The organism is Streptomyces sp. NPDC004658 (assembly GCF_040609555.1).
Classification (GTDB): domain Bacteria; phylum Actinomycetota; class Actinomycetes; order Streptomycetales; family Streptomycetaceae; genus Streptomyces.
This window is the reverse complement of sequence record NZ_JBEXKG010000146.1, coordinates 1-18,314: the sequence shown is the minus strand read 5'-3', so window position 1 is coordinate 18,314 and position 18,314 is coordinate 1. Positions and strand designations below refer to the sequence as shown.

Sequence of the window (18,314 nt, the reverse complement as noted above, 5' to 3'; positions counted from 1 at the left end):
CGTCGGCCCCGCCGGTGCCGCGGTTGGCGGTGGCCCGGCGGGGCCGGTCGTTCGGGTGTCGAGCGGTCAGGGTTTGACGACGATGAGGTGGATCCCGTAGGCCGCTGCCGCGGCGCAGGTTGCGTAGCGCACGTCGGCGCGGGTGGCGGCTGTCCTGGGACGCCGGACTGTGCTGAGGCCCACATCGCCGGTCCGGCCGACGGTGGGTCAGGGCCGGTGCGTGGACGTGCGTCGGCCCCGCCGGTGCCGCGGTTGGCGGTGGCCCGGCGGGGCCGGTCGTTCGGGTGTCGAGCGGTCAGGGTTTGACGACGATGAGGTGGATCCCGTAGGCCGCCGCCGCGGCGCAGGCCGCGAAGCACACGTAGGCGCCGGTGACGGCGAGGGCGGCGGACCCGCCCCGGGCCGCGGCCTTCTCGCGGCGCGACAGGCCGTTGATGCCGAGGGTGAACAGGACCACCAGGCCCACCGTGAACGCGAGGCTGACGCCGAAGACGGAGCCGAGGGCCGCCCAGTCGATCTTCATGGGGATGCTTCCTTCAGTAACCGTGTGCGCGGGGTCAGACCGCGGCGGCCGGCGGGGCGGCCGGGGCGGCGGGGGAGGGCTCGGTGGCCGGGGCCGGGATGGTGGCCGTCAGGTCCTCGGAGACCACGCCCGCCGGCGGCGGGGCCACGGCGGCGATGGCGGTGGTGACCACACCGGCCGGCTCGCCGGTCTCCTCCACCACGTTGGTGTGGTCGACGACCTCGCGGCGGGAGACCTTCCAGATCGCGGCGCTCGCGGCGACCAGGAAGACGGCGACGACGGCGGTGCCCCAGTCACCGAGGTCGGTGACGGACTCGGCGCCCGCGCCGACCAGCGCGGCGGCGGGGAGGGTCAGCACCCAGGCGACGACCATGCGGGTCGCGGTGGACCAGCGGACCACGCCGCCCTTGCGGCCGAGGCCCGCGCCCATCACCGAGCCGGAGACGACGTGCGTGGTGGAGAGGGAGAAGCCGAGGTGGGAGGAGGCCAGGATGGCGGTCGCGGCGCTGGTCTGGGCGGCGAAGCCCTGGCGCGGCTCCAGGTCGGTCAGGCCCTTGCCCATGGTGCGGATGATGCGCCAGCCGCCGATGTAGGTGCCGAGCGCGATGGCCAGGCCCGCGGAGAGGATCACCCAGGTGGGAGGGTTGGAGCCGGGGGCGATGGAGCCGCCCGCGACGAGGGCGAGGGTGATGATGCCCATCGTCTTCTGCGCGTCGTTGGTGCCGTGGGCGAGGGAGACCAGGCCGGCGGAGGCGATCTGGCCGGCGCGGTAGCCCTTGCGGGTGGCCTCGCCGTCGGCGGTGCCGCCGACGCCGTAGGAGAACCGCGTGGCCAGCAGCGAGGCGAGGCCCGCGACGACCGGCGCGGCGACGGCCGGGAGCAGCACCTTGGTGACCAGGACGTCGCCGTGGACGGCGCCGAACCCGGCGGAGGCGACGGTGGCGCCGACCAGGCCGCCCATCAGGGCGTGCGAGGAACTGGAGGGCAGGCCCACCAGCCAGGTCAGCAGGTTCCAGAGGATCGCGCCGACCAGGGCGGCGAAGATGACCTCGGGACGGATGCCGGTCTCGTCGACGAGACCCTTGGAGATCGTGTTCGCGACCTCCACGGAGAGGAAGGCGCCCACAAGGTTGAGGACGGCGGACATGGCAACCGCGATCTTCGGCTTCAGGGCGCCTGTGGAGATGGTGGTGGCCATCGCGTTCGCGGTGTCGTGGAAACCGTTCGTGAAATCGAACGCGAGTGCGGTTACCACCACAATCGCGAGGATCAGCGAGAAGCTTTCCATTTACCCAGGCAATCGTTCGAGGTCATTGGCTGGACGAACGTAGGCAACCTGGGTGAACGGAAGATGAACTGAGGCGGGCGTGGGGGTGTCAGTAACGCGCGCACGAGGTTCCGTTTCGTGCCGTCGGCCCAAGCGCGCCTTGGCTAGTGGCCGCGCGCGAAGATCCGCAGCCGGCTCAGGGAGCCGTTGAAGAGATTCTGGTCACCCGGCAGCCTGCCCTTGACGGCGTGCTGCCAGAACGTCCAGTACCGCCAGCCGCCCGGCAGCGCGCCCGGCCGCGCGGTGCCGTGGCGGGCGATCCACAGGGCGTGCGAGGACGAGAAGGCGCGGCTGTTCCCCGTGCACAGCTTCCACCACTGGGTGGTGGTGTAGATCACCGGACGGCGGCCGGTCTCCTTCTTGATCTCGTCGCTGAACGACCGGATCCAGCGGACCATCCGGGCCTTGCCCAGCCCGTAGCACTTGTGCTTCGCGTCGTACGGGTTGTATTCGATGTCCAGCGCGGGCGGCAGCGTCCAGCCGTCCGCCCGCCAGCCGCCGCCGTGCCGCACGAAGTACCCGGCCTGCTCGGCGCCGGAGGACCGGTCGGGCCGGGCGAAGTGGTACGCGCCCCGGATCAGGCCGGCCTCGCGTGCCCCGGAGTACTGCCCGGAGAAGTAGGGATTGCGGTAGTTCGTGGCCTCGGTCGCCTTGACGTAGACGAACCGCGCGCCCTTCGCCCGCGCGGCCGCCCAGTCGACCCCCCTCTGGTGGGACGACACGTCGTGGCCCCTGGGCAGGGTCGTGGACAGCAGCGGCAGCGCGGACAGCCCCGGCAGCACCGACAGCGCGCCCGGGGCCGGCGGCGCGGCCGTGTCCGGTCCCCCGGTCGGCCCGAGCGGTCCGGCCGACGCGGTCGCGGCGGTGGCGAGGGCGAGGGCCGCCGTGGCCGCCGCGAGGACGCCGGCGCGGTGGCGGACAAGGGTGCGTTCACGGGCCATGCGTCTCCCCCGGGGTGGTTGTCCGGTCGGCAAGAGGGATCATTGAAGGCCCGCTGATCACCGCATCCGGGACGATGTATGGCGTTTCGGCGGGAGATCCGCCCGTTCGGCCGTATCGTTTCCCCTCGGAGGCGACCGGCCCGGCCGCTCTTCGCCGGTCCGGCTGGCAGGATCACGGCATGGCTGAAGCGCTGCGGAACACGGACGACGGGCACCCGGGCGGGGGGCAGGACGTGCCACAGGGCGAGGGACAGGACACGGGGCGGGACGGCGGGCAGGGGGACGCGCGGCGAGGGCGGGTACGTCCGGACGAGGCGCGGCTCTGGACGGAACTGGTCGCGACCGCGCGCCGGACCGTCGCCGACGGACTGGTGGTCGGCACCTCCGGCAACGTCTCCGCCCGCGTCGGGGACCTCGTGCTGGTCACCCCGTCGGGAGTCCCCTACGACCGGCTCACCCCGGACGACATCACCGGCGTCGACCTCACCGGACGCCAGGTCCTCGGCACACTGGTGCCGACCAGCGAGCTGCCCATGCACCTCGCCGTCTACCGCACCACCGACGCCCGGGCCGTCGTCCACACCCACGCCGTGCACGCGACCGCGGTCTCCACGCTCGTGACCGAGCTGCCGCCGGTCCACTACATGACCGTCGCCCTCGGCGGCCCCGTCCGGGTCGCCGACTACGCCACCTACGGCACCGACGAACTGGCCGCGAACATGCTCCGCGCCCTCGCCGGCCGCTCCGGTTGCCTGCTCCGAAACCACGGCACGATCACCTACGGCACCACCCTCGACCAGGCCTACGACCGCACGGCCCAGCTGGAGTGGATGTGCCGCCTGTGGCTGACGGCGTCCAGCGTGCCGGGCCTGACCCCGTCTCTGCTCACGGAGGCACAACTGGCCGAGGTCGGGGAACGCTTGAAGGGGTACGGCCAACGGAGGTGACCCCTTGCTGCCCTTGATCCGCCGCGACGGCGGCCGGCCACGACGTACGCACTCGGCGGTGCCGCGCCCGCCCGCACCCGGGCGGTCCTCCCCTCCGCTGGCCGGTGGCCGCGGCCCCGCCGACACTGGAGCCGTGCGCACCGTCAAAGCCACCGCCGCCGGACTCGCCGCGGTCCTGGCCGCCGGCATGGCGTCCGTCGCCGCGGGCCGGCTCGCCAGCGACGCCGCGCTGAAGGCCCCGGCGGGCCGCCCGCTGCCCACCGAGCCCCGCCTCACCGTGCACGGCACGGCCGCCGGCCAGATCACGCTCACCCGCGACCTGGCAACCCTGCGCCCCGGGACCTACGGCCTCGCCGGCGACGGCTCCCACGCGGTCGTCGGTCCCGTCCTGGAGGGGGCCCGGCACACCGCCGACACGGTCGTACGACGTCTGGAACGCGTCACCCACGGCACCTTCGCCCCCGGCGACGCGGTCTGGCTCACCCCCAACCTGTACGTGGGCGACCCCGGCTCCGCCCTCGGCCTGGACCACACCGATGTCGACGTGCGGGGCGAGCTGGGCACCCTGCCCGCCTGGTTCCTGCCCGGCGGGCGGGACACCTGGGTGATCGCCGTGCACGGCCTCGGCGCCACCCGGGAACAGGCCATGAACGTGATGGGCTTCCTGCACGGCCGCCGGCTGCCCGTCCTCGCCCTCGCCTACCGCGGCGACCTCGGCGCCCCGCGCCCGCCGGACGGCCTGAACCACCTCGGCGAGACCGAGTGGCGGGACGTCGAGGCGGCGATCCGCCACGCCGTCGGCCACGGCGCCCGCCGGGTCGTCCTGCTCGGCTGGTCCACCGGCGCCACCATGGCCCTGCGCGCCGCCGAGCACTCCGCGGTCCGGGACCGCATCGCCGGACTCGTCCTGGACTCGCCCGTGCTCAGCTGGGAGGCCACGCTGCGGGCCCTGGCCAGGGCCCGCCACACCCCGCAGCCGCTGCTGCCGCTCGCCGTGCGGGCCGCGCAGGGCCGGGCCGGACTGCACGCCGACCGGGTCGCCGAGACCGCCGACCCCGACCGGCTGCGGGTCCCCACCCTGATCATCCACGGCCCGGACGACCGCGTCGCCCCCTGGGAGTTCTCCCGCAGGCTCGCCCGGCGCCGCGCCGACCTGGTCGCCCTGCACACCGTCGCGCACGCCCCGCACGCGGCGATGTGGAACGCGGACCCCGAGGAGTACGAGGAGCGGCTGCGGCGGTTCCTGACACCGCTGATGTGACCGTCGAGCCGGGGTCGGGCCCGGGCCGCCCGGCTGACGGGACGCCCGGGCACCCCGGACCCGCCGACACCGGCGGGAAACATTCCGTTTAGCGTCGTACGACGGGCGAGATCGTGGCCCCCGGGCCCGGCCCGCACCCGGTGCGTTGGCCAGCCCCGTCGCCCGCCGTGACATTCCGTTTGGGTTTTCGGACCGTCAACCGCAAGACTGCACCCGTGACGTCCCGTATCCCGCGCGACTCCAGGCTCCGACTCGTCCGACCGCGACCCCTGGCCGCCGCCCCCAGAGCTGTGAACCAGCGGCGCCCACGCCGCCCCGCACCCCGGCCGCCGGAGGGCACCCCCGCCCCGGCCGAACTGGCCGGAATGGCCCGCGCCGGGCTGGCCGGCGCGGTCCGCGTCGCCCGCTGGGCCGACACCGCACTCGGCCCCGGCAGCGACGGGCCCACCGCCGACGGCAAGGCCACCCTCTCCGACGCCACCGCCGAACGCGCCGCCGCCGACCTCGGCCTGAGCGCCGCTCAGGTCCGTGCCGACTGGGACACCGCCCGCCTCGCCGGACTCGTCGAGGTGCACGGCGACAGCGCGCGCCCCGGCTGGCGACTGCGCGCCTGGGACCGCGACGACAGCGCCGTGCTGCGCGGCTGGGTCGCCCTCTTCGACGCCTGGTCCCTCGCCTGCCCCGAACCCGACGGACACGAGCCGGCCGCCGTCGCCGAGGTCGTCTCGGCCATGCCCCAGGTGCTCTCCTTCCTCCAGCTGTCCGCCGGACCGGTCCCCGTCGAACAGCTGCTCGACCTGCTCCAACAGCGCGTCACCGAACTGCGCACCGAACGCTGCGAGATCGCCTACGAACCCGGCACCGGACAGCCGGCCGGAGCCCCTGGCCCGGCGGAACCCGCCCCCGTCGCGGACACCCCGCTCGCCCCCCTGCTCGACTGGGCGCTGCGGGCCCTGGCCGGCGTCGGCGCGCTCACCTACGGCGACGGCCAGGCCACCCTCACCCCGCTCGGCAACTGGGCGGTCTGGGTCAAGCTGGAGCAGATCTGCGTGGCCGCGCAGAGCCCGGCCGGCAACATCGAGCAGTCCGCCGAGGACATGCTCCGCGGCTGCGCCCAGCTCCGGCCCAACGCGGCCCGCGCCGAGTACCGCGCCTGGCTCGCCGCCCGCCCCGTCGGCAGCGCCGTCACCGAGCTGATCGCCGCCGCCCGGGGCGACGACGCCCTGCTGCGCGGCCTGGCCTTCGAGGCGCTGCGCGTCGTCGGCGCCCCCGCCGAACCCGACGTGCGGTCCGTCGTGGACGAGCCGGCCCTGCGGCCGTACGCCCTGCTGTGGCTGGCCGAGCACGACGGCGTCGACCCGGAGGACGCGCACGAGGTGCTCACCCGGGAGGAGGCCACCTGGCTGTGGGTGGACACCGCCGCCGCCGTCGCCGACCACGGCGAGGCGCCGATGCTGGTCCGGCACCTGGAGTCCGCGGTGCAGCCCACCGTCCCCCAGCTGCTCGACGAGGTCCGCGCCGTCGGCCACCCGCGCACCGTGCAGGTCCTGGTCGCGCTCGCCGCCGCCCACCCCGACCCGGCCCTGGCCAAAGCCGTCCGCCGGGCCGCGTTCCAGGTGCACACCGGGGGCTGAGCCGCGGCGCGGGGGATGCCGGGGGATGCCGTGGGATGCGGCGGGGGAGCGGCTCAGACGCCGATCTCGGGGGCGTACGTGCCGAAGCTCCAGACGTTCCCCTCGATGTCCCTGGCCATGTAGTCCCGCGCACCGTAGTCCTGGTCCGTCGGCGGCATCAGGATCTCCACCCCGTGCTCCACGGCCCGCTGGTGGTGGGCGTCCACGTCGTCCACCACCACGTACACCCCGGCGGGTCCGGCGTCCTTCATCGCCGCGTCGAAGAGACCGCCGCGCCCCTTGGAGCCGAGCATCACCGCGCCGCCGCTCTGGACCAGCTCGGCGTGCATCACCTTGCCGTCCTGCGTCTCGTACACCGACAGCTCGGTGAAACCGAGGGCCTCCGTGAGCTGCCGGATCGCCGCCCTGGCGTCCGCGTACAGCAGCGTGGGGCAGATGCCCGGCCGTGCGCCGCCACCCGTGCCTGCCATGCCGATCACTCCTTCGCGCATCGGTTCCGCCCTGCTCTCCGAGTCTGGCAGCCGCCACCGACAACGCCCCCGCGCAACGGCCGCAGCGCGCCGTGGCACCGGCCGGGCACGCCGGCGGGCGACCCGGCGCACGGCCCCGCCCCGCCGAACGGGCGGACTTCCCACCCCGCCCGCCCCGCCGCCCCGCCGACCCGGCCGGCGGTGACTACGCTGGGCGGCTGATCCGGGCCGGTGGTACCCGAAGCCGGTGGTACCCAAAGGGGGTGAGGTGGCACTTCCGCCCGCGGGCCGCCTCGCCGTCGCCCTCCTCCTCGCCGTCGTCACCCTCGGCCTGCTCGGCGCGGCCCGGCAGCTGCGGCCGGTTCCCTACGGCGACCGGCTCCTGACCGCCGGGCCGGACGCCGGGGCCTGGGCGGCGCGGGTCCGGGACGGTGCCGTGGCCGGCCACGACAGCCGCACCGGCGCGCTCCGGTGGCGCTACGCGCGCGCGGGCCACCGTCCCGTCGACGTGGTGCACGCGCGCGGGGAGGTGATCGCGCTCTGGGACGACGGTCTGCTCACCGACACCGACGGGCGGTCCGTGCGCTGGCACCGGGCCCTGCCCGACGCGGCCGAGTGGCTCCCGGCCCAGGGCGGCACCGGCGTGCTGCGCCCCCTGGGCCGCGGCATCCTCGCCGTCGTCACCCCGCGCCGCGTCACCGCGTACCGCACCGCCGACGGCGACCTGCGCTGGGTGCTGCCCGCCCGGAACGGCTGCGCGTTCCGCCCCGAGGGCGCCGTCCGCCGGGGCGCGGCCCTGCTCCTCGCCCAGCCCTGCGCGGACGCCCCGTGGACCGGCCAGCTCGTGGCCCTGGACGACCTGGGCCGGATCGCGCCCGGCCGCACCCCGCTGGGCAACGATCTGCCGAGCCCGCACTCCGGACGCCTGGACGCGGAAAACCGCTTGCACGGCCCCGTTAGACTTTCCCCCATGGCCATTCTCCTCGCGCATTAGACGGCGGGAACGTCCTCAGCCGCCCACCCGCCAACCCCTGTACGCCCTGGAGTCTGTCCGTGATCTCCGCCTCCGGTATCGAGCTGCGCGCCGGTGCGCGCGTCCTCATCGAGAACGCCACCTTCCGTGTCGCCAAGGGCGACCGCATCGGCCTCGTCGGCCGCAACGGCGCAGGCAAGACCACCCTCACCAAGTGCCTCGCGGGCGAAGGCATCCCCGCGGGCGGCACGATCACCCGCTCCGGCGAGGTCGGCTACCTCCCGCAGGACCCCCGCACCGGCGACCTGGACATCCTCGCCCGCGACCGCATCCTCTCCGCGCGCGGACTCGACGTACTGATCCGCAAGATGCGCGAGAACGAGGAGCGCATCGCCAACGGCAAGGGGTCCACGCGCGAGAAGGCCCTGAGGCAGTACGAGCGCCAGGAGACGGAGTTCCTCACCAAGGGCGGGTACGCCGCCGAGGCCGAGGCCGCCACCATCGCCGCCGCCCTGAACCTGCCCGACCGGGTGCTCGGCCAGCCGCTGCACACGCTCTCCGGTGGCCAGCGCCGCCGTATCGAGCTGGCCCGGATCCTGTTCTCCGACGCGGACACGCTGCTCCTGGACGAGCCGACGAACCACCTCGACGCGGACTCGATCATCTGGCTGCGGGACTACCTGAAGACCTACCGCGGCGGCTTCATCGTGATCTCCCACGACGTCGACCTGGTCGAGACGGTCGTCAACAAGGTGTTCTACCTGGACGCGAACCGGTCCACGATCGACATCTACAACATGGGCTGGAAGCTGTACCAGCAGCAGCGCGAGGCCGACGAGAAGCGCCGCAAGCGGGAGCGCGCCAACGCCGAGAAGAAGGCCGCGGCGCTCAACGCCCAGGCCGACAAGATGCGCGCCAAGGCCACCAAGACGGTCGCCGCGCAGAACATGGCCCGCCGTGCCGAGAAGCTGCTGTCCGGTCTCGAGGACGTCCGGATGTCCGACAAGGTCGCCAAGCTGCGCTTCCCGGAGCCCGCGCCCTGCGGCAAGACCCCGCTGATGGCCGAGGGACTGTCGAAGTCGTACGGCTCGCTGGAGATCTTCACCGACGTCGACCTCGCCATCGACAAGGGGTCCCGGGTGGTCATCCTGGGCCTCAACGGCGCCGGCAAGACCACCCTGCTGCGGCTGCTCGCGGGCGTGGAGACGCCGGACACCGGCCGGGTCGTCCCCGGTCACGGGCTCAAGCTCGGCTACTACGCGCAGGAGCACGAGACCCTGGACGCCGACCGCACGGTCCTGGAGAACATGCGCTCGGCCGCCCCCGACATGGACCTGGTCGAGGTCCGCAAGGTGCTCGGCTCCTTCCTGTTCTCCGGCGACGACGTCGACAAGCCGGCCGGTGTCCTCTCCGGCGGCGAGAAGACCCGGCTGGCCCTCGCCACGCTCGTCGTCTCCTCGGCGAACGTGCTGCTCCTGGACGAGCCGACCAACAACCTGGACCCGGCCAGCCGCGAGGAGATCCTCGGCGCCCTGCGCACCTACAAGGGCGCCGTCGTCCTCGTGACCCACGACGAGGGCGCCGTGGAGGCGCTCCAGCCGGAGCGGATCATCCTGCTGCCGGACGGCGTCGAGGACCTGTGGGGCTCCGACTACGCGGATCTCGTCGCCCTGGCGTGATCGAAAGGCTGATCCACGGAGTATGGATCATTCGGCCCACCGGTGATCCATCATCTGTGTGAGATCTCCTCGTACCGGGGTGTGTCGTACACGCATTTTCCGGCCGATCCCCCAGCTGTCGGGGGATCGGCCGCCGTGCCTTCCTGACCTGGCACTTCACGAATCCACCCGGACGGCCCTATGGGCCGCACCCCATGGAATCCCTTGTTCCGCTTGTGGGGACGCGCTCCTGTCGTCACAACGATGTCTCACGGACCTTGCCGAATGGGTGGCCATCACGCCCAAGAGGGGTGATCATGAGGAGACCAGAGCGCACTTCCCATGAGGAGGCACGGGTGGCCGAGACTCTGAAGAAGGGCAGCCGGGTGACCGGCGCCGCGCGCGACAAGCTCGCGGCAGACCTGAAGAAGAAGTACGACTCCGGTGCGAGCATCCGGGCGCTGGCCGAGGAGACCGGCCGCTCGTATGGCTTCGTGCACCGGATGCTCAGTGAGTCGGGCGTCACGCTCCGTGGGCGTGGCGGAGCGACCCGGGGTAAGAAGGCCGCTTCGTCCTGACTCCGGGCGGCCCATCGGCTTCGATGGTGGCCACCCGGTCGGCGGACCGACCGGCCGGGTGGTTACTGTGCAGTCACTTAGCTTCGCTCTGCTGACCGCACCCATCGGAGGCGCCCCATGGCTTCGCCCGAGCAGGACCTCGCTCCCGCACTCGACAAGGACGGCGTACGGCTCACCGTCGACGACGCGCTCGCCACGGTGACGCTGACCAACCCGGCCAAGCGCAACGCGCAGAGCCCCGCCCTGTGGCGGGCGCTCGCCGAGGCCGGGCGGCTGCTGCCGGGCTCCGTCCGGGTCGTCGTGCTGCGCGGCGAGGGCAAGTCCTTCTCCGCCGGGCTGGACCGTCAGATGTTCACCCCGGAGGGGATCCCGGGCGAGCCGACCTTCATCGACCTCGCGCGCCGTGACGACGCCGGGATCGACGCGACCATCGCCGAATACCAGGAGGCGTTCACCTGGTGGCGGCGGACCGACATCGTGTCCATCGCCGCCGTCCAGGGGCATGCCATCGGGGCCGGCTTCCAGCTCGCGCTGGGCTGCGACCTCCGCGTCGTCGCCGACGACGTGCAGTTCGCCATGCGCGAGACCAGCCTCGGTCTCGTCCCCGATCTGACCGGCACCCACCCGCTGGTCGGCCTCGTCGGGTACGCCCGCGCGCTGGAGATCTGCGTGACCGGGCGGTTCGTCGGCGCCGAGGAAGCGGTGGCGAGCGGGCTGGCGAACCTCGCCGTGCCCCCCGGGGAACTGGACGGGGCGGTTCGGGACCTGGCGGCGGCGATCATGGCCGCGCCACGGGACGCGGTGGTGGAGACCAAGGCGCTGCTTCGCGGTGCCCTCGACCGGACGTACGAGGAGCAGCGCGCGGCCGAGCGGGCCGCCCAGACTCGACGGCTGCGGGACCTGGCCGGCCTCGGCGAATGATCCGCCAGCCGGTCAGGCACCCGGCCTTCGTCGGCCCACCGCGGTGACGGGGACCGGCACGGTCGTGCGGTCCGGCAGGGCCTCCCGTACGGCCGCGCGGGGATGCCGGGCCGGGTCCACGGCTCGGCGGTCGCGCGGTCGTCTCCCCGCGGGCGGTCTCGTCGGCGCGCTCCTCGCCGTGCACCGCCCGGCCCGGTCCGCCCAGGGACCCGTACGCCTCCGCCCGTTCGTGGCCGGGCGGCCGGCACCGGCCAGGTTCCGCGGCCTCGGCGGCGAAGCCACCCGCAGCGGCCCTCGCGCAGCGCGCCGGGCGGAGCCCACCGTGTCCTGCCGGCCCTCACCGGCCTGCCGCTCGCGGCCGGTCGCCCTGGCGCGACAGCCGGCGGCCCCGTGCCGCCGCCGGCCGGCCGAGCAACTGATCGGCACCGGCGACGGCGCGAGCGCGTCCCTGGCTCCAGGGCACCGTGCGGAGAGGGCGGGATGCGGCAGCGTTTCCTAGAACCCGTGCCGCGTGCCCCCGTCCACCGGCACCATGACCCCCGTCAGATAGGAAGCCGCCGGCGACAGCAGGAACGCCGCCACCCGTCCGAACTCCTCGGGCGTGCCGTACCGGCGCAGCGGGATCCGGGACTCGTTCGCGGCGCGGGTGGCCTCCGGGTCCGCGGACAGCCCGTCCAGCTCGCGCATGCGGTCCGTGGCGATCCGCCCCGGCAGCAGGCCCACCACCCGGATCCCGCGCGGCCCCAGCTCGTCGGCGATCGACTTGGCGAACCCGGCGAGTCCGGGGCGCAGCCCGTTGGACACGGTCAGCCCAGGGATCGGCTCGTACACCGAGCCCGACAGCACGAAGGCGATGACACCGCCCTCCTCCAACTCGGCCGCCGCCGCGCGGGCGACCCGCACCGCGCCGAGGAACACCGACTCGAACGCGGCACGCCACTGCTCGTCGGTGTTGTCGGCGACGAACCCCGGCGGCGGCCCGCCCACGCTCACCAGCACACCGTGGAAGCCGCCGAAGTTCTCCCGGGCGGCGGCGATCAGCCGCTCGGGAGCCTCCGCGTCGGCGTTGTCCACGGCCACGCCCACCGCGTTCGGGCCCAGTCCGGCGGCCGCGTCGGCCACCCTCTGCTCGTCCCGGCCGGTGATGACCACCTTCGCCCCGTCGGCGACGAGTTCCCGCGCGGTGGCGTTGCCCAGCCCGCGCGTCGCTCCGGTGACGACGTACACCCGGTCCTTCAGTCCAAGATCCATGGCCCCTATCCTGCCTGGTCGCTCCCGTAGAGCATCAGCGCGGTGTTCACCAGGCCGATGTGGCTGAACGCCTGCGGGAAGTTGCCCAGCTGGCAGCCGTCCACCGGGTCGTACTCCTCCGCCAGCAGGCCCACGTCGTTGCACAGGCCCACCAGCCGGTCGAACAGCTCCCGCGCCTCCTTCGTCCGGCCGGTCAGATGCAGCGCGTCGGCCAGCCAGAACGAGCAGGCCAGGAAGGCGCCCTCGCCGCCGGGCAGGCCGTCGATCACCGAGTCCTCGGTGTCGTAGCGGCGCAGGAAGCCGTCATGGCCCAGCTCGGCGCGGATCGCGTCGACCGTGCCCGCCACCCGCGGGTCGTCCGGCGGCAGGAACCCGACGCGCGGGATGAGCAGCAGGGAGGCGTCGAGCTCACGGGAGCCGTAGTACTGGGTGAAGGTGTTGCGCTCCCGGTCGAAGCCCTTCTCGCACACCTCCCGGTGCACCTCGTCGCGCAGCCTGCGCCAGCCCTCCAGGTCGCCCGGCAGCTCCCGGTGCCGCTCCAGGGTCTGCACGGCCCGGTCGGCGGCCACCCACACCATCACCTTGGAGTGCACGAACTGGCGCCGGCCGCCGCGGACCTCCCACAGGCCCTCGTCCGGCTGCCGCCAGGCCGACTCCAGGAACGTCATCAGCGAGCGCTGCATGGCCCACATGTGCGGCTTCGTGGGCAGGCCCGAGGAGCGGGCCAGCGAGAGCGAGTCCATCACCTCGCCGTACACGTCCAGCTGGAGCTGGTCGACGGCGCCGTTGCCGATGCGGACGGGGGAGGAGCCGGCGAAGCCGGGCAGCCAGGGCAGCTCGGTCTCCCGCAGCCGCCGCTCGCCCGCGACCCCGTACATGATCTGAAGATCGGCCGGGTCGCCGGCGACCGCGCGCAGCAGCCAGTCACGCCAGGCCTCGGCCTCCTCCTGGTAGCCGGCCGAGAGCAGCGCGCCGAGCGTGAGGGTGGAGTCGCGCAGCCAGCAGTACCGGTAGTCCCAGTTGCGCACCCCGCCCGGCTGTTCCGGCAGCGAGGTGGTCGCCGCGGCGACGACCCCGCCGGTCGGGGCGTAGGTGAGGGCCTTGAGGGTGAGGAGCGAGCGGACCACCACGTCCTGGTACGGGCCGTCGTACCGGCAGCGGCGGGCCCAGCGCCGCCAGTCCGTGACACTGCTCTCCAGTGCCTCGTACGGGTCGATGAGCGGCGGGCGTTTCTCGTGCGAGGGGTGCCAGGTGAGCACGAACGCGACCCGCTCGCCCTCCTCGATGGTGAACCGCGCGTGGGTGCCGTAGTCCTCGCCCCAGGTGCGCACGGCCGGCTCGGAGCGCAGCCAGGCGGAGTCCGGCCCGGCGACGGCGACCCGGTGACCGTCCGAGCGGCGCACCCAGGGCGTGATGGAGCCGTAGTCGAAGCGCAGGCGCAGCGTGCTGCGGACGGTGACCCGGCCGCTGACGCCCTCCACGATCCGTACGACGTCGGGGGCGCGCTCGCGCTGCGGCATCAGGTCGGTGACGCGCACCACGCCGTCGGCGGTCTCCCACTCGGTGTCGAGCACGAGGGTGTCGCTCCGGTAGGCGCGGCGGGTGCACACGTCCGCCCCCTCGGGCGCGATCCGCCAGTGGCCGTGGTCGTCGTCGCCCAGCAGGCGGGCGAAGCAGGCACCGGAGTCGAAGCGCGGCAGGCACAGCCAGTCGATCGAGCCGTCCTTGCCGACCAGGGCCGCGGTCTGCTCGTCGCCGATGAGGGCGTAGTCCTCGATGCGCTCGCTCACGGCATGCGGTTTCCCGGCGTGTCAGGGGGCCAATCAGGTGGTGCGCCGGGGGAGTGACGCCGTGGTCCGCGGGGGCACCGTGGCGGATCGCCGGCGGTGCCGCCCGCTCACACCGTGGCCGGTTCGCTCTCCTCCGGCTGCTGCGCCGCGGCCTCCTCCCGGTCGCGGATCTCCCGCCGGACCAGGAACCACCAGCCGACCGGCACGGCCGCCGCGAACAGCCACCACTGGATCATGTACGCGTAGTTCAGCGGGGCGTCCTCGCTGCCCGGGTCGGAGATCTGCTCCGGTGAACCGCCCCTGGGCTCGGGCGCCGTCTGCTGGATGTAGCCGCCGAGCACCCGCGCACCGAGCCGCCGGGCCTCCTCCGCGCTGTTGATCAGCATGATCTGCCGGTCGGGGAGGCCTTCGACGTTCTTGATGCCGCTCGCCGAGGTCGTCTCGTCGGCCATCAGCCGCCCGGTGACGGTGGTCCGGCCGGCCGGCGGGGCGGGGATCTTCGGGAAGGCGGTCTGCGCGCCGTTCGCCGGGATCCAGCCGCGGTTGACGAGCAGCACCTTGCCGTCGTCGAGGACGAACGGGGTGAGGACGTGGAATCCGACCTCGCCGTCGGCGTTCGTCCGGCGCCGGACCACGACCTCCTTCGCGGCCTCGAAGGTGCCGGTCGCGGTGACCGTGCGGTACTTCTCGGCGCGGGTCACGGCGTGCCCGGGGGAGGTCAGCCGCTCGACCGGGACCGGCTCGGCGTGCAGCGCGGCGGAGACCAGGTCGTTGCGGGCGGTGCGCTCCTCGTAGCGGTGCTGCTGCCAGAAGCCCAGCCTTATCATCGTCGGGATCAGCGCGATCGCGACGAGGGTGAGGATCACCCACTGGCGGGACAACAGGAAGCGGTAGCGGTGCACCCCACGACGGTACCTCCGGGCCGTGGGGCGCATTCAGGCGGGTACCGGGTCAGACCCGGTCGACGATGCCGGTCCTCCCCTCCTGGCGGGCGCAGTGCGCGCCGCAGTACCAGTGGCCCTCCACCTCCACGCCCTGGCCGATGATCTGCACCCGGCAGTGCTCGCAGATCGGGGCCATGCGGTGGATCGCACAGGAGAAGCAGTCGAAGACGTGCACCGCGCCCTGCGCGTGCACCTCGAAGGTCATTCCGTAGTCGTTGCCGCACACTTCGCATGTCGCCATGCGCCACAGGGTGGGCCGTCGCCGATCCCCCGGCGAGCGGGCGGCGGGTGAGTCGTGGGGCAATCACCCGATCGTACGACGACTCGCCGGGAGGTGCCCCTATCCGTCGGCGGGTTCCACATCCCCCAGCAGCTGCCCGAACGCGGCCTCGTCCACGATCGGCGTGCCGTACTGCCGGGCCTTCACCGTCTTCGACGTGCCCGAGTCGGGGTCGTTGGTCACCAGCAGGCTGGTGAGCCGGGAGATGCTGGTGGCGACGTGCAGCCCCGCCTCGACGGCCCGGTCCTCCAGCAGTTCGCGCTCGGTCGAGGTGTCGCCGGAGAAGGCCACCCGCATGCCCTGTTTGAGGCGTTTGCCGTCTTCGTAACGCCCTGGGTTGGGATAGGGGCATGCGGGCCTTTTGCGGGACGGGCGCCAGCCGCCGGTCCGGTAACCGCCGTAGCCGCCCGACGCCTGCCGCGGCACCGGCCGGTCCGACCACTCCGTCAGCGGCCGGCACTCCAGCAGCGGCAGCCGTACGCCGCCCGCCGCCGCGGCCCGCAGGCTGGGCCGGAACGCCTCCGCCAGCACGCGCGCGTCGTCCAGCGCGTGGTGCGCCCGCTGCTGCACGACCCCGAAGTGCGCCGCCAGCGACTCCAGCTTGTGGTTGGGCAGCGGCAGTCCCAGCTCCTTCGACAGCGCGATGGTGCACAGCCGTTGCCGTACCGGAGCCTCGCGCCGCACGCGCGCGTACTCCCGCGCGATCATCTGCCAGTCGAAGACGGCGTTGTGCGCGACGAGCACCCGGCCCTCCAGCCGGGCGGCGAACTCCTCGGCGATGTCCGCGAACAGCGGCGCGCCGGCCAGCGTCTCGCTCGTCAGACCGTGTATCCACACGGGGCCCGGATCCCGCTCCGGATTGACCAGCGTGTACCAGTGGTCCTCGACCTCACCGCGCGCGTCCAGCCGGTAGACGGCCGCAGAGATGATCCGGTCGTCCCGGGCCAGGCCGGTGGTCTCCACGTCAACGACCGCGTATCCCTGGGGATACGCGGCCGGCCACTGGGTGGGGGAGGACACTGCGGTCGCACGGTCTTCGAGCATGGTCACTGAGGATACGGGCCCCGACTGACAGCACGGTCCCTCAGGTCCCGTCCGTACGACCCGCTCCCGCCCTCCTGCTCGGCCACCGCACACCCGTGCCCAAGGACGACGAGTCCGGCGCCCCCACGAGGCTCACCCGAGCGCGGCCACCAGGTCTCCCGCGGTCAGGGAGGTGAGCCCGCAGCCGTCGGTGGGGCCGGGCAGCAGCCGGTACACCTCCCCGGTTGCGCCTTCCGGTGCCACGGCGCCGTGCACGAGGGTCAGCAACACGTGCCTCTTCGCGGCCGCTTCACCGGCGTGGGCGTCCGGAGTGCTTCCACGAGGCTCACCCCGTCCCGGTCGTCGGTTCGCTCCCGACGCTCACCCGAGCGCGGCCACCAGGTCTCCCGCGGTCAGGGACGTGAGCCCGCAGCCGTCGGTGGGGCCGGGCAGCAGCCGGTACACCTCCCCGGTCGCGCCTTCCGGTGCCACCTCGCCGTGCACGAGGGCGAGCAACACGTGCTTCTTCGCTGCCGTTTCACCGGCCCGGGCGTCGGCGTCCGCGGTGCTCCCCGCGGGCTCCCGCCGCTCCGGCGCCTCAAGGGCCCGTATCCGGGAGGCGAACGCGGTGTCCGCCTCACCGTCCCGGCGCCGGTAGTGCCACAGCTCGTCGGCGGTGCCCGCGACGGGCGCGCGCCGGACGACCAGCACCTCGTCGCTGCGCGCCGCCGCGTGCCACACCGCGAGCTCCCACAGCGTCGTACGCCCGTGCGCGAAGTACCCGAACAGGTCCCGGGCGATCCGGCCCAGGGTCTCCCGGTGCCGGGCCACGTCCTGATAACCCTCGGCCGACGGCAGATGCAGGTCCGTCCACAGGAACGTGCGCCGGCGCAGGTCGACCAGCATCGGCACGTGGATGCGCGAGTCGCCCTCCAGGTCGTAGCGCTGCCGTACCGCGCGCGGATGGTACCCGGCGCCGCGGGACTCCTCCGCCGCCGACGGAAGCGCCATGAAACCGGCGAAGGCGTCCAGCAGTTCCTCGAACGGGATGTCGTTGAAGCTGAAGACGACCGGCACCGCGTACCGCACACCCCGCCCGCCGAGCGCGCCGAGGTCCAGGTCGACGTACTCGGTGGCGCCGTCCGGAGCCGGAGCCGACGTCAGGTCGCCGGAGTGGACGGCCCACCGGTCGCCGTACACGAGGTTCGTGTAGTCGCACAGACCGGCGAACTGCCAGTCCTCGTCGTACAGCGCCACCGACAGGTCCAGGTCCACCCGGGTCCTCTCGGGCTCCGTCCAGTGCAGGAACAGGCGCAGCACCTCACCGGCGGGCAGGGGCTGGGTGCTGCCGCGCGGCACCGACACCAGGGCCTTGGCGGCGGCACGCTCCGCGGACGGCACCGCGAGCCCCGCGAGCGCCGAGTCCAGCACCGCCAGGTCGAACCGGGACCCGCCGGACAGGCGGCGCAGCGCCTCCGCCTCCAGCAACGCGCACACGCGCGCGGCGACCGCCTCGGCGAGCGGCGGGCGCGTGTCGTCGGCCGTGTACGCGTGCGTGACCTGCCCGCGCGGGAAGAACACCCGCCGGTCGCCGGGGAGATGGCGGACGCGCAGCCGGCCCAGCGCGGCCAGCAGCGGGCCGGGACCGGCCCCGGGCAGCGCCCGCCGCAGCACCTCGGCGAACTCCTCGGGCAGTTCGTCGAGTGCGCGCAGGCGCAGCAGATGGTCCAGCCGGCGCAGCAGTTCGCCCGGCCGCTGCCCCAGCAGGGCGAGCGCGGCGCCGGTGTCCCGCG

At 73.8% G+C, this 18,314-nt stretch carries 18 protein-coding genes; 7 read left to right on the top strand and 11 right to left on the bottom strand.

All coding sequences use genetic code 11. The features are described 5' to 3' along the window. Window positions 1-295: 295 nt before the first annotated feature. The 3 genes from ABZV94_RS33030 to ABZV94_RS33020 form a co-directional block, all read right to left on the bottom strand. A complete protein-coding gene (locus ABZV94_RS33030; RefSeq protein WP_356346989.1) occupies window positions 296-523 on the bottom strand; it encodes a hypothetical protein in 228 nt (75 codons plus the stop codon). A gap of 34 nt (window positions 524-557) precedes the next feature. Next, window positions 558-1,811, bottom strand: a complete 1,254-nt coding sequence (locus ABZV94_RS33025) for an inorganic phosphate transporter (RefSeq protein ID WP_356346987.1) — start codon at window positions 1,809-1,811, stop codon at window positions 558-560. Between the two features lie 143 nt (window positions 1,812-1,954). Next, complete coding sequence (locus ABZV94_RS33020; RefSeq protein ID WP_356346985.1) at window positions 1,955-2,791, bottom strand: lysozyme; 837 nt, start codon at window positions 2,789-2,791, stop codon at window positions 1,955-1,957. A 179-nt stretch (window positions 2,792-2,970) separates the two neighbouring features. Between ABZV94_RS33020 and ABZV94_RS33015 the strand changes: the two genes are divergently transcribed. The 3 genes from ABZV94_RS33015 (at window position 2,971) to ABZV94_RS33005 (ending at window position 6,633) form a co-directional block, all read left to right on the top strand. Next, window positions 2,971-3,738 (top strand): class II aldolase/adducin family protein, encoded by a 768-nt coding sequence (locus ABZV94_RS33015; protein ID WP_356346983.1) that lies wholly within the window; start codon window positions 2,971-2,973, stop codon window positions 3,736-3,738. 133 nt (window positions 3,739-3,871) lie between these two features. Beyond that, window positions 3,872-4,999 (top strand): alpha/beta fold hydrolase, encoded by a 1,128-nt coding sequence (locus ABZV94_RS33010; RefSeq protein WP_356346980.1) that lies wholly within the window; start codon window positions 3,872-3,874, stop codon window positions 4,997-4,999. A 215-nt stretch (window positions 5,000-5,214) separates the two neighbouring features. After that, window positions 5,215-6,633 (top strand): hypothetical protein, encoded by a 1,419-nt coding sequence (locus tag ABZV94_RS33005; RefSeq protein ID WP_356346978.1) that lies wholly within the window; start codon window positions 5,215-5,217, stop codon window positions 6,631-6,633. Between the two features lie 53 nt (window positions 6,634-6,686). On the opposite strand, the gene ABZV94_RS33000 is transcribed toward ABZV94_RS33005, so the two are convergent. Further along, window positions 6,687-7,103: a VOC family protein gene (locus tag ABZV94_RS33000; protein ID WP_356346976.1), complete on the bottom strand. Its 417-nt coding sequence runs from the start codon at window positions 7,101-7,103 to the stop codon at window positions 6,687-6,689. 268 nt (window positions 7,104-7,371) lie between these two features. Here ABZV94_RS33000 and ABZV94_RS32995 point away from each other — a divergent pair, with 268 nt between their 5' ends. From ABZV94_RS32995 to ABZV94_RS32980, 4 genes are all read left to right on the top strand, one after another. After that, window positions 7,372-8,097 (top strand): hypothetical protein, encoded by a 726-nt coding sequence (locus ABZV94_RS32995; protein WP_356346974.1) that lies wholly within the window; start codon window positions 7,372-7,374, stop codon window positions 8,095-8,097. A 59-nt stretch (window positions 8,098-8,156) separates the two neighbouring features. Then, window positions 8,157-9,755, top strand: coding sequence for an ABC-F family ATP-binding cassette domain-containing protein (locus ABZV94_RS32990; protein WP_356346971.1), 1,599 nt, complete (start codon window positions 8,157-8,159; stop codon window positions 9,753-9,755). 335 nt (window positions 9,756-10,090) lie between these two features. Then, a complete protein-coding gene (locus ABZV94_RS32985; protein WP_004002281.1) occupies window positions 10,091-10,312 on the top strand; it encodes a helix-turn-helix domain-containing protein in 222 nt (73 codons plus the stop codon). Window positions 10,313-10,429: 117 nt separating this feature from the next. Continuing rightward, window positions 10,430-11,233, top strand: coding sequence for an enoyl-CoA hydratase/isomerase family protein (locus ABZV94_RS32980; RefSeq protein ID WP_356346970.1), 804 nt, complete (start codon window positions 10,430-10,432; stop codon window positions 11,231-11,233). A 495-nt stretch (window positions 11,234-11,728) separates the two neighbouring features. On the opposite strand, the gene ABZV94_RS32975 is transcribed toward ABZV94_RS32980, so the two are convergent. The 7 genes from ABZV94_RS32975 to ABZV94_RS32945 all read right to left on the bottom strand — a co-directional run. Next, on the bottom strand, window positions 11,729-12,484 hold the full coding sequence (locus ABZV94_RS32975) for an SDR family oxidoreductase (protein ID WP_356346968.1): 756 nt from the start codon (window positions 12,482-12,484) through the stop codon (window positions 11,729-11,731). A 5-nt stretch (window positions 12,485-12,489) separates the two neighbouring features. Then, on the bottom strand, window positions 12,490-14,274 hold the full coding sequence (locus ABZV94_RS32970; RefSeq protein WP_356346966.1) for a glycoside hydrolase family 15 protein: 1,785 nt from the start codon (window positions 14,272-14,274) through the stop codon (window positions 12,490-12,492). Between the two features lie 107 nt (window positions 14,275-14,381). Further along, a complete protein-coding gene (locus ABZV94_RS32965; RefSeq protein WP_356346964.1) occupies window positions 14,382-15,209 on the bottom strand; it encodes an SURF1 family protein in 828 nt (275 codons plus the stop codon). Between the two features lie 16 nt (window positions 15,210-15,225). Continuing rightward, entirely contained in the window at window positions 15,226-15,459 is a 234-nt protein-coding gene (locus ABZV94_RS32960) for a hypothetical protein (RefSeq protein WP_059248576.1), read from the bottom strand. Between the two features lie 99 nt (window positions 15,460-15,558). After that, a complete protein-coding gene (locus ABZV94_RS32955; protein ID WP_356346961.1) occupies window positions 15,559-16,542 on the bottom strand; it encodes a DEDDh family exonuclease in 984 nt (327 codons plus the stop codon). 132 nt (window positions 16,543-16,674) lie between these two features. Continuing rightward, entirely contained in the window at window positions 16,675-16,812 is a 138-nt protein-coding gene (locus tag ABZV94_RS32950) for a hypothetical protein (protein WP_356346959.1), read from the bottom strand. A gap of 90 nt (window positions 16,813-16,902) precedes the next feature. Continuing rightward, the coding region (locus ABZV94_RS32945; protein ID WP_356346956.1) for an MXAN_6230/SCO0854 family RING domain-containing protein at window positions 16,903-18,314 on the bottom strand (1,412 nt) is incomplete at its 5' end.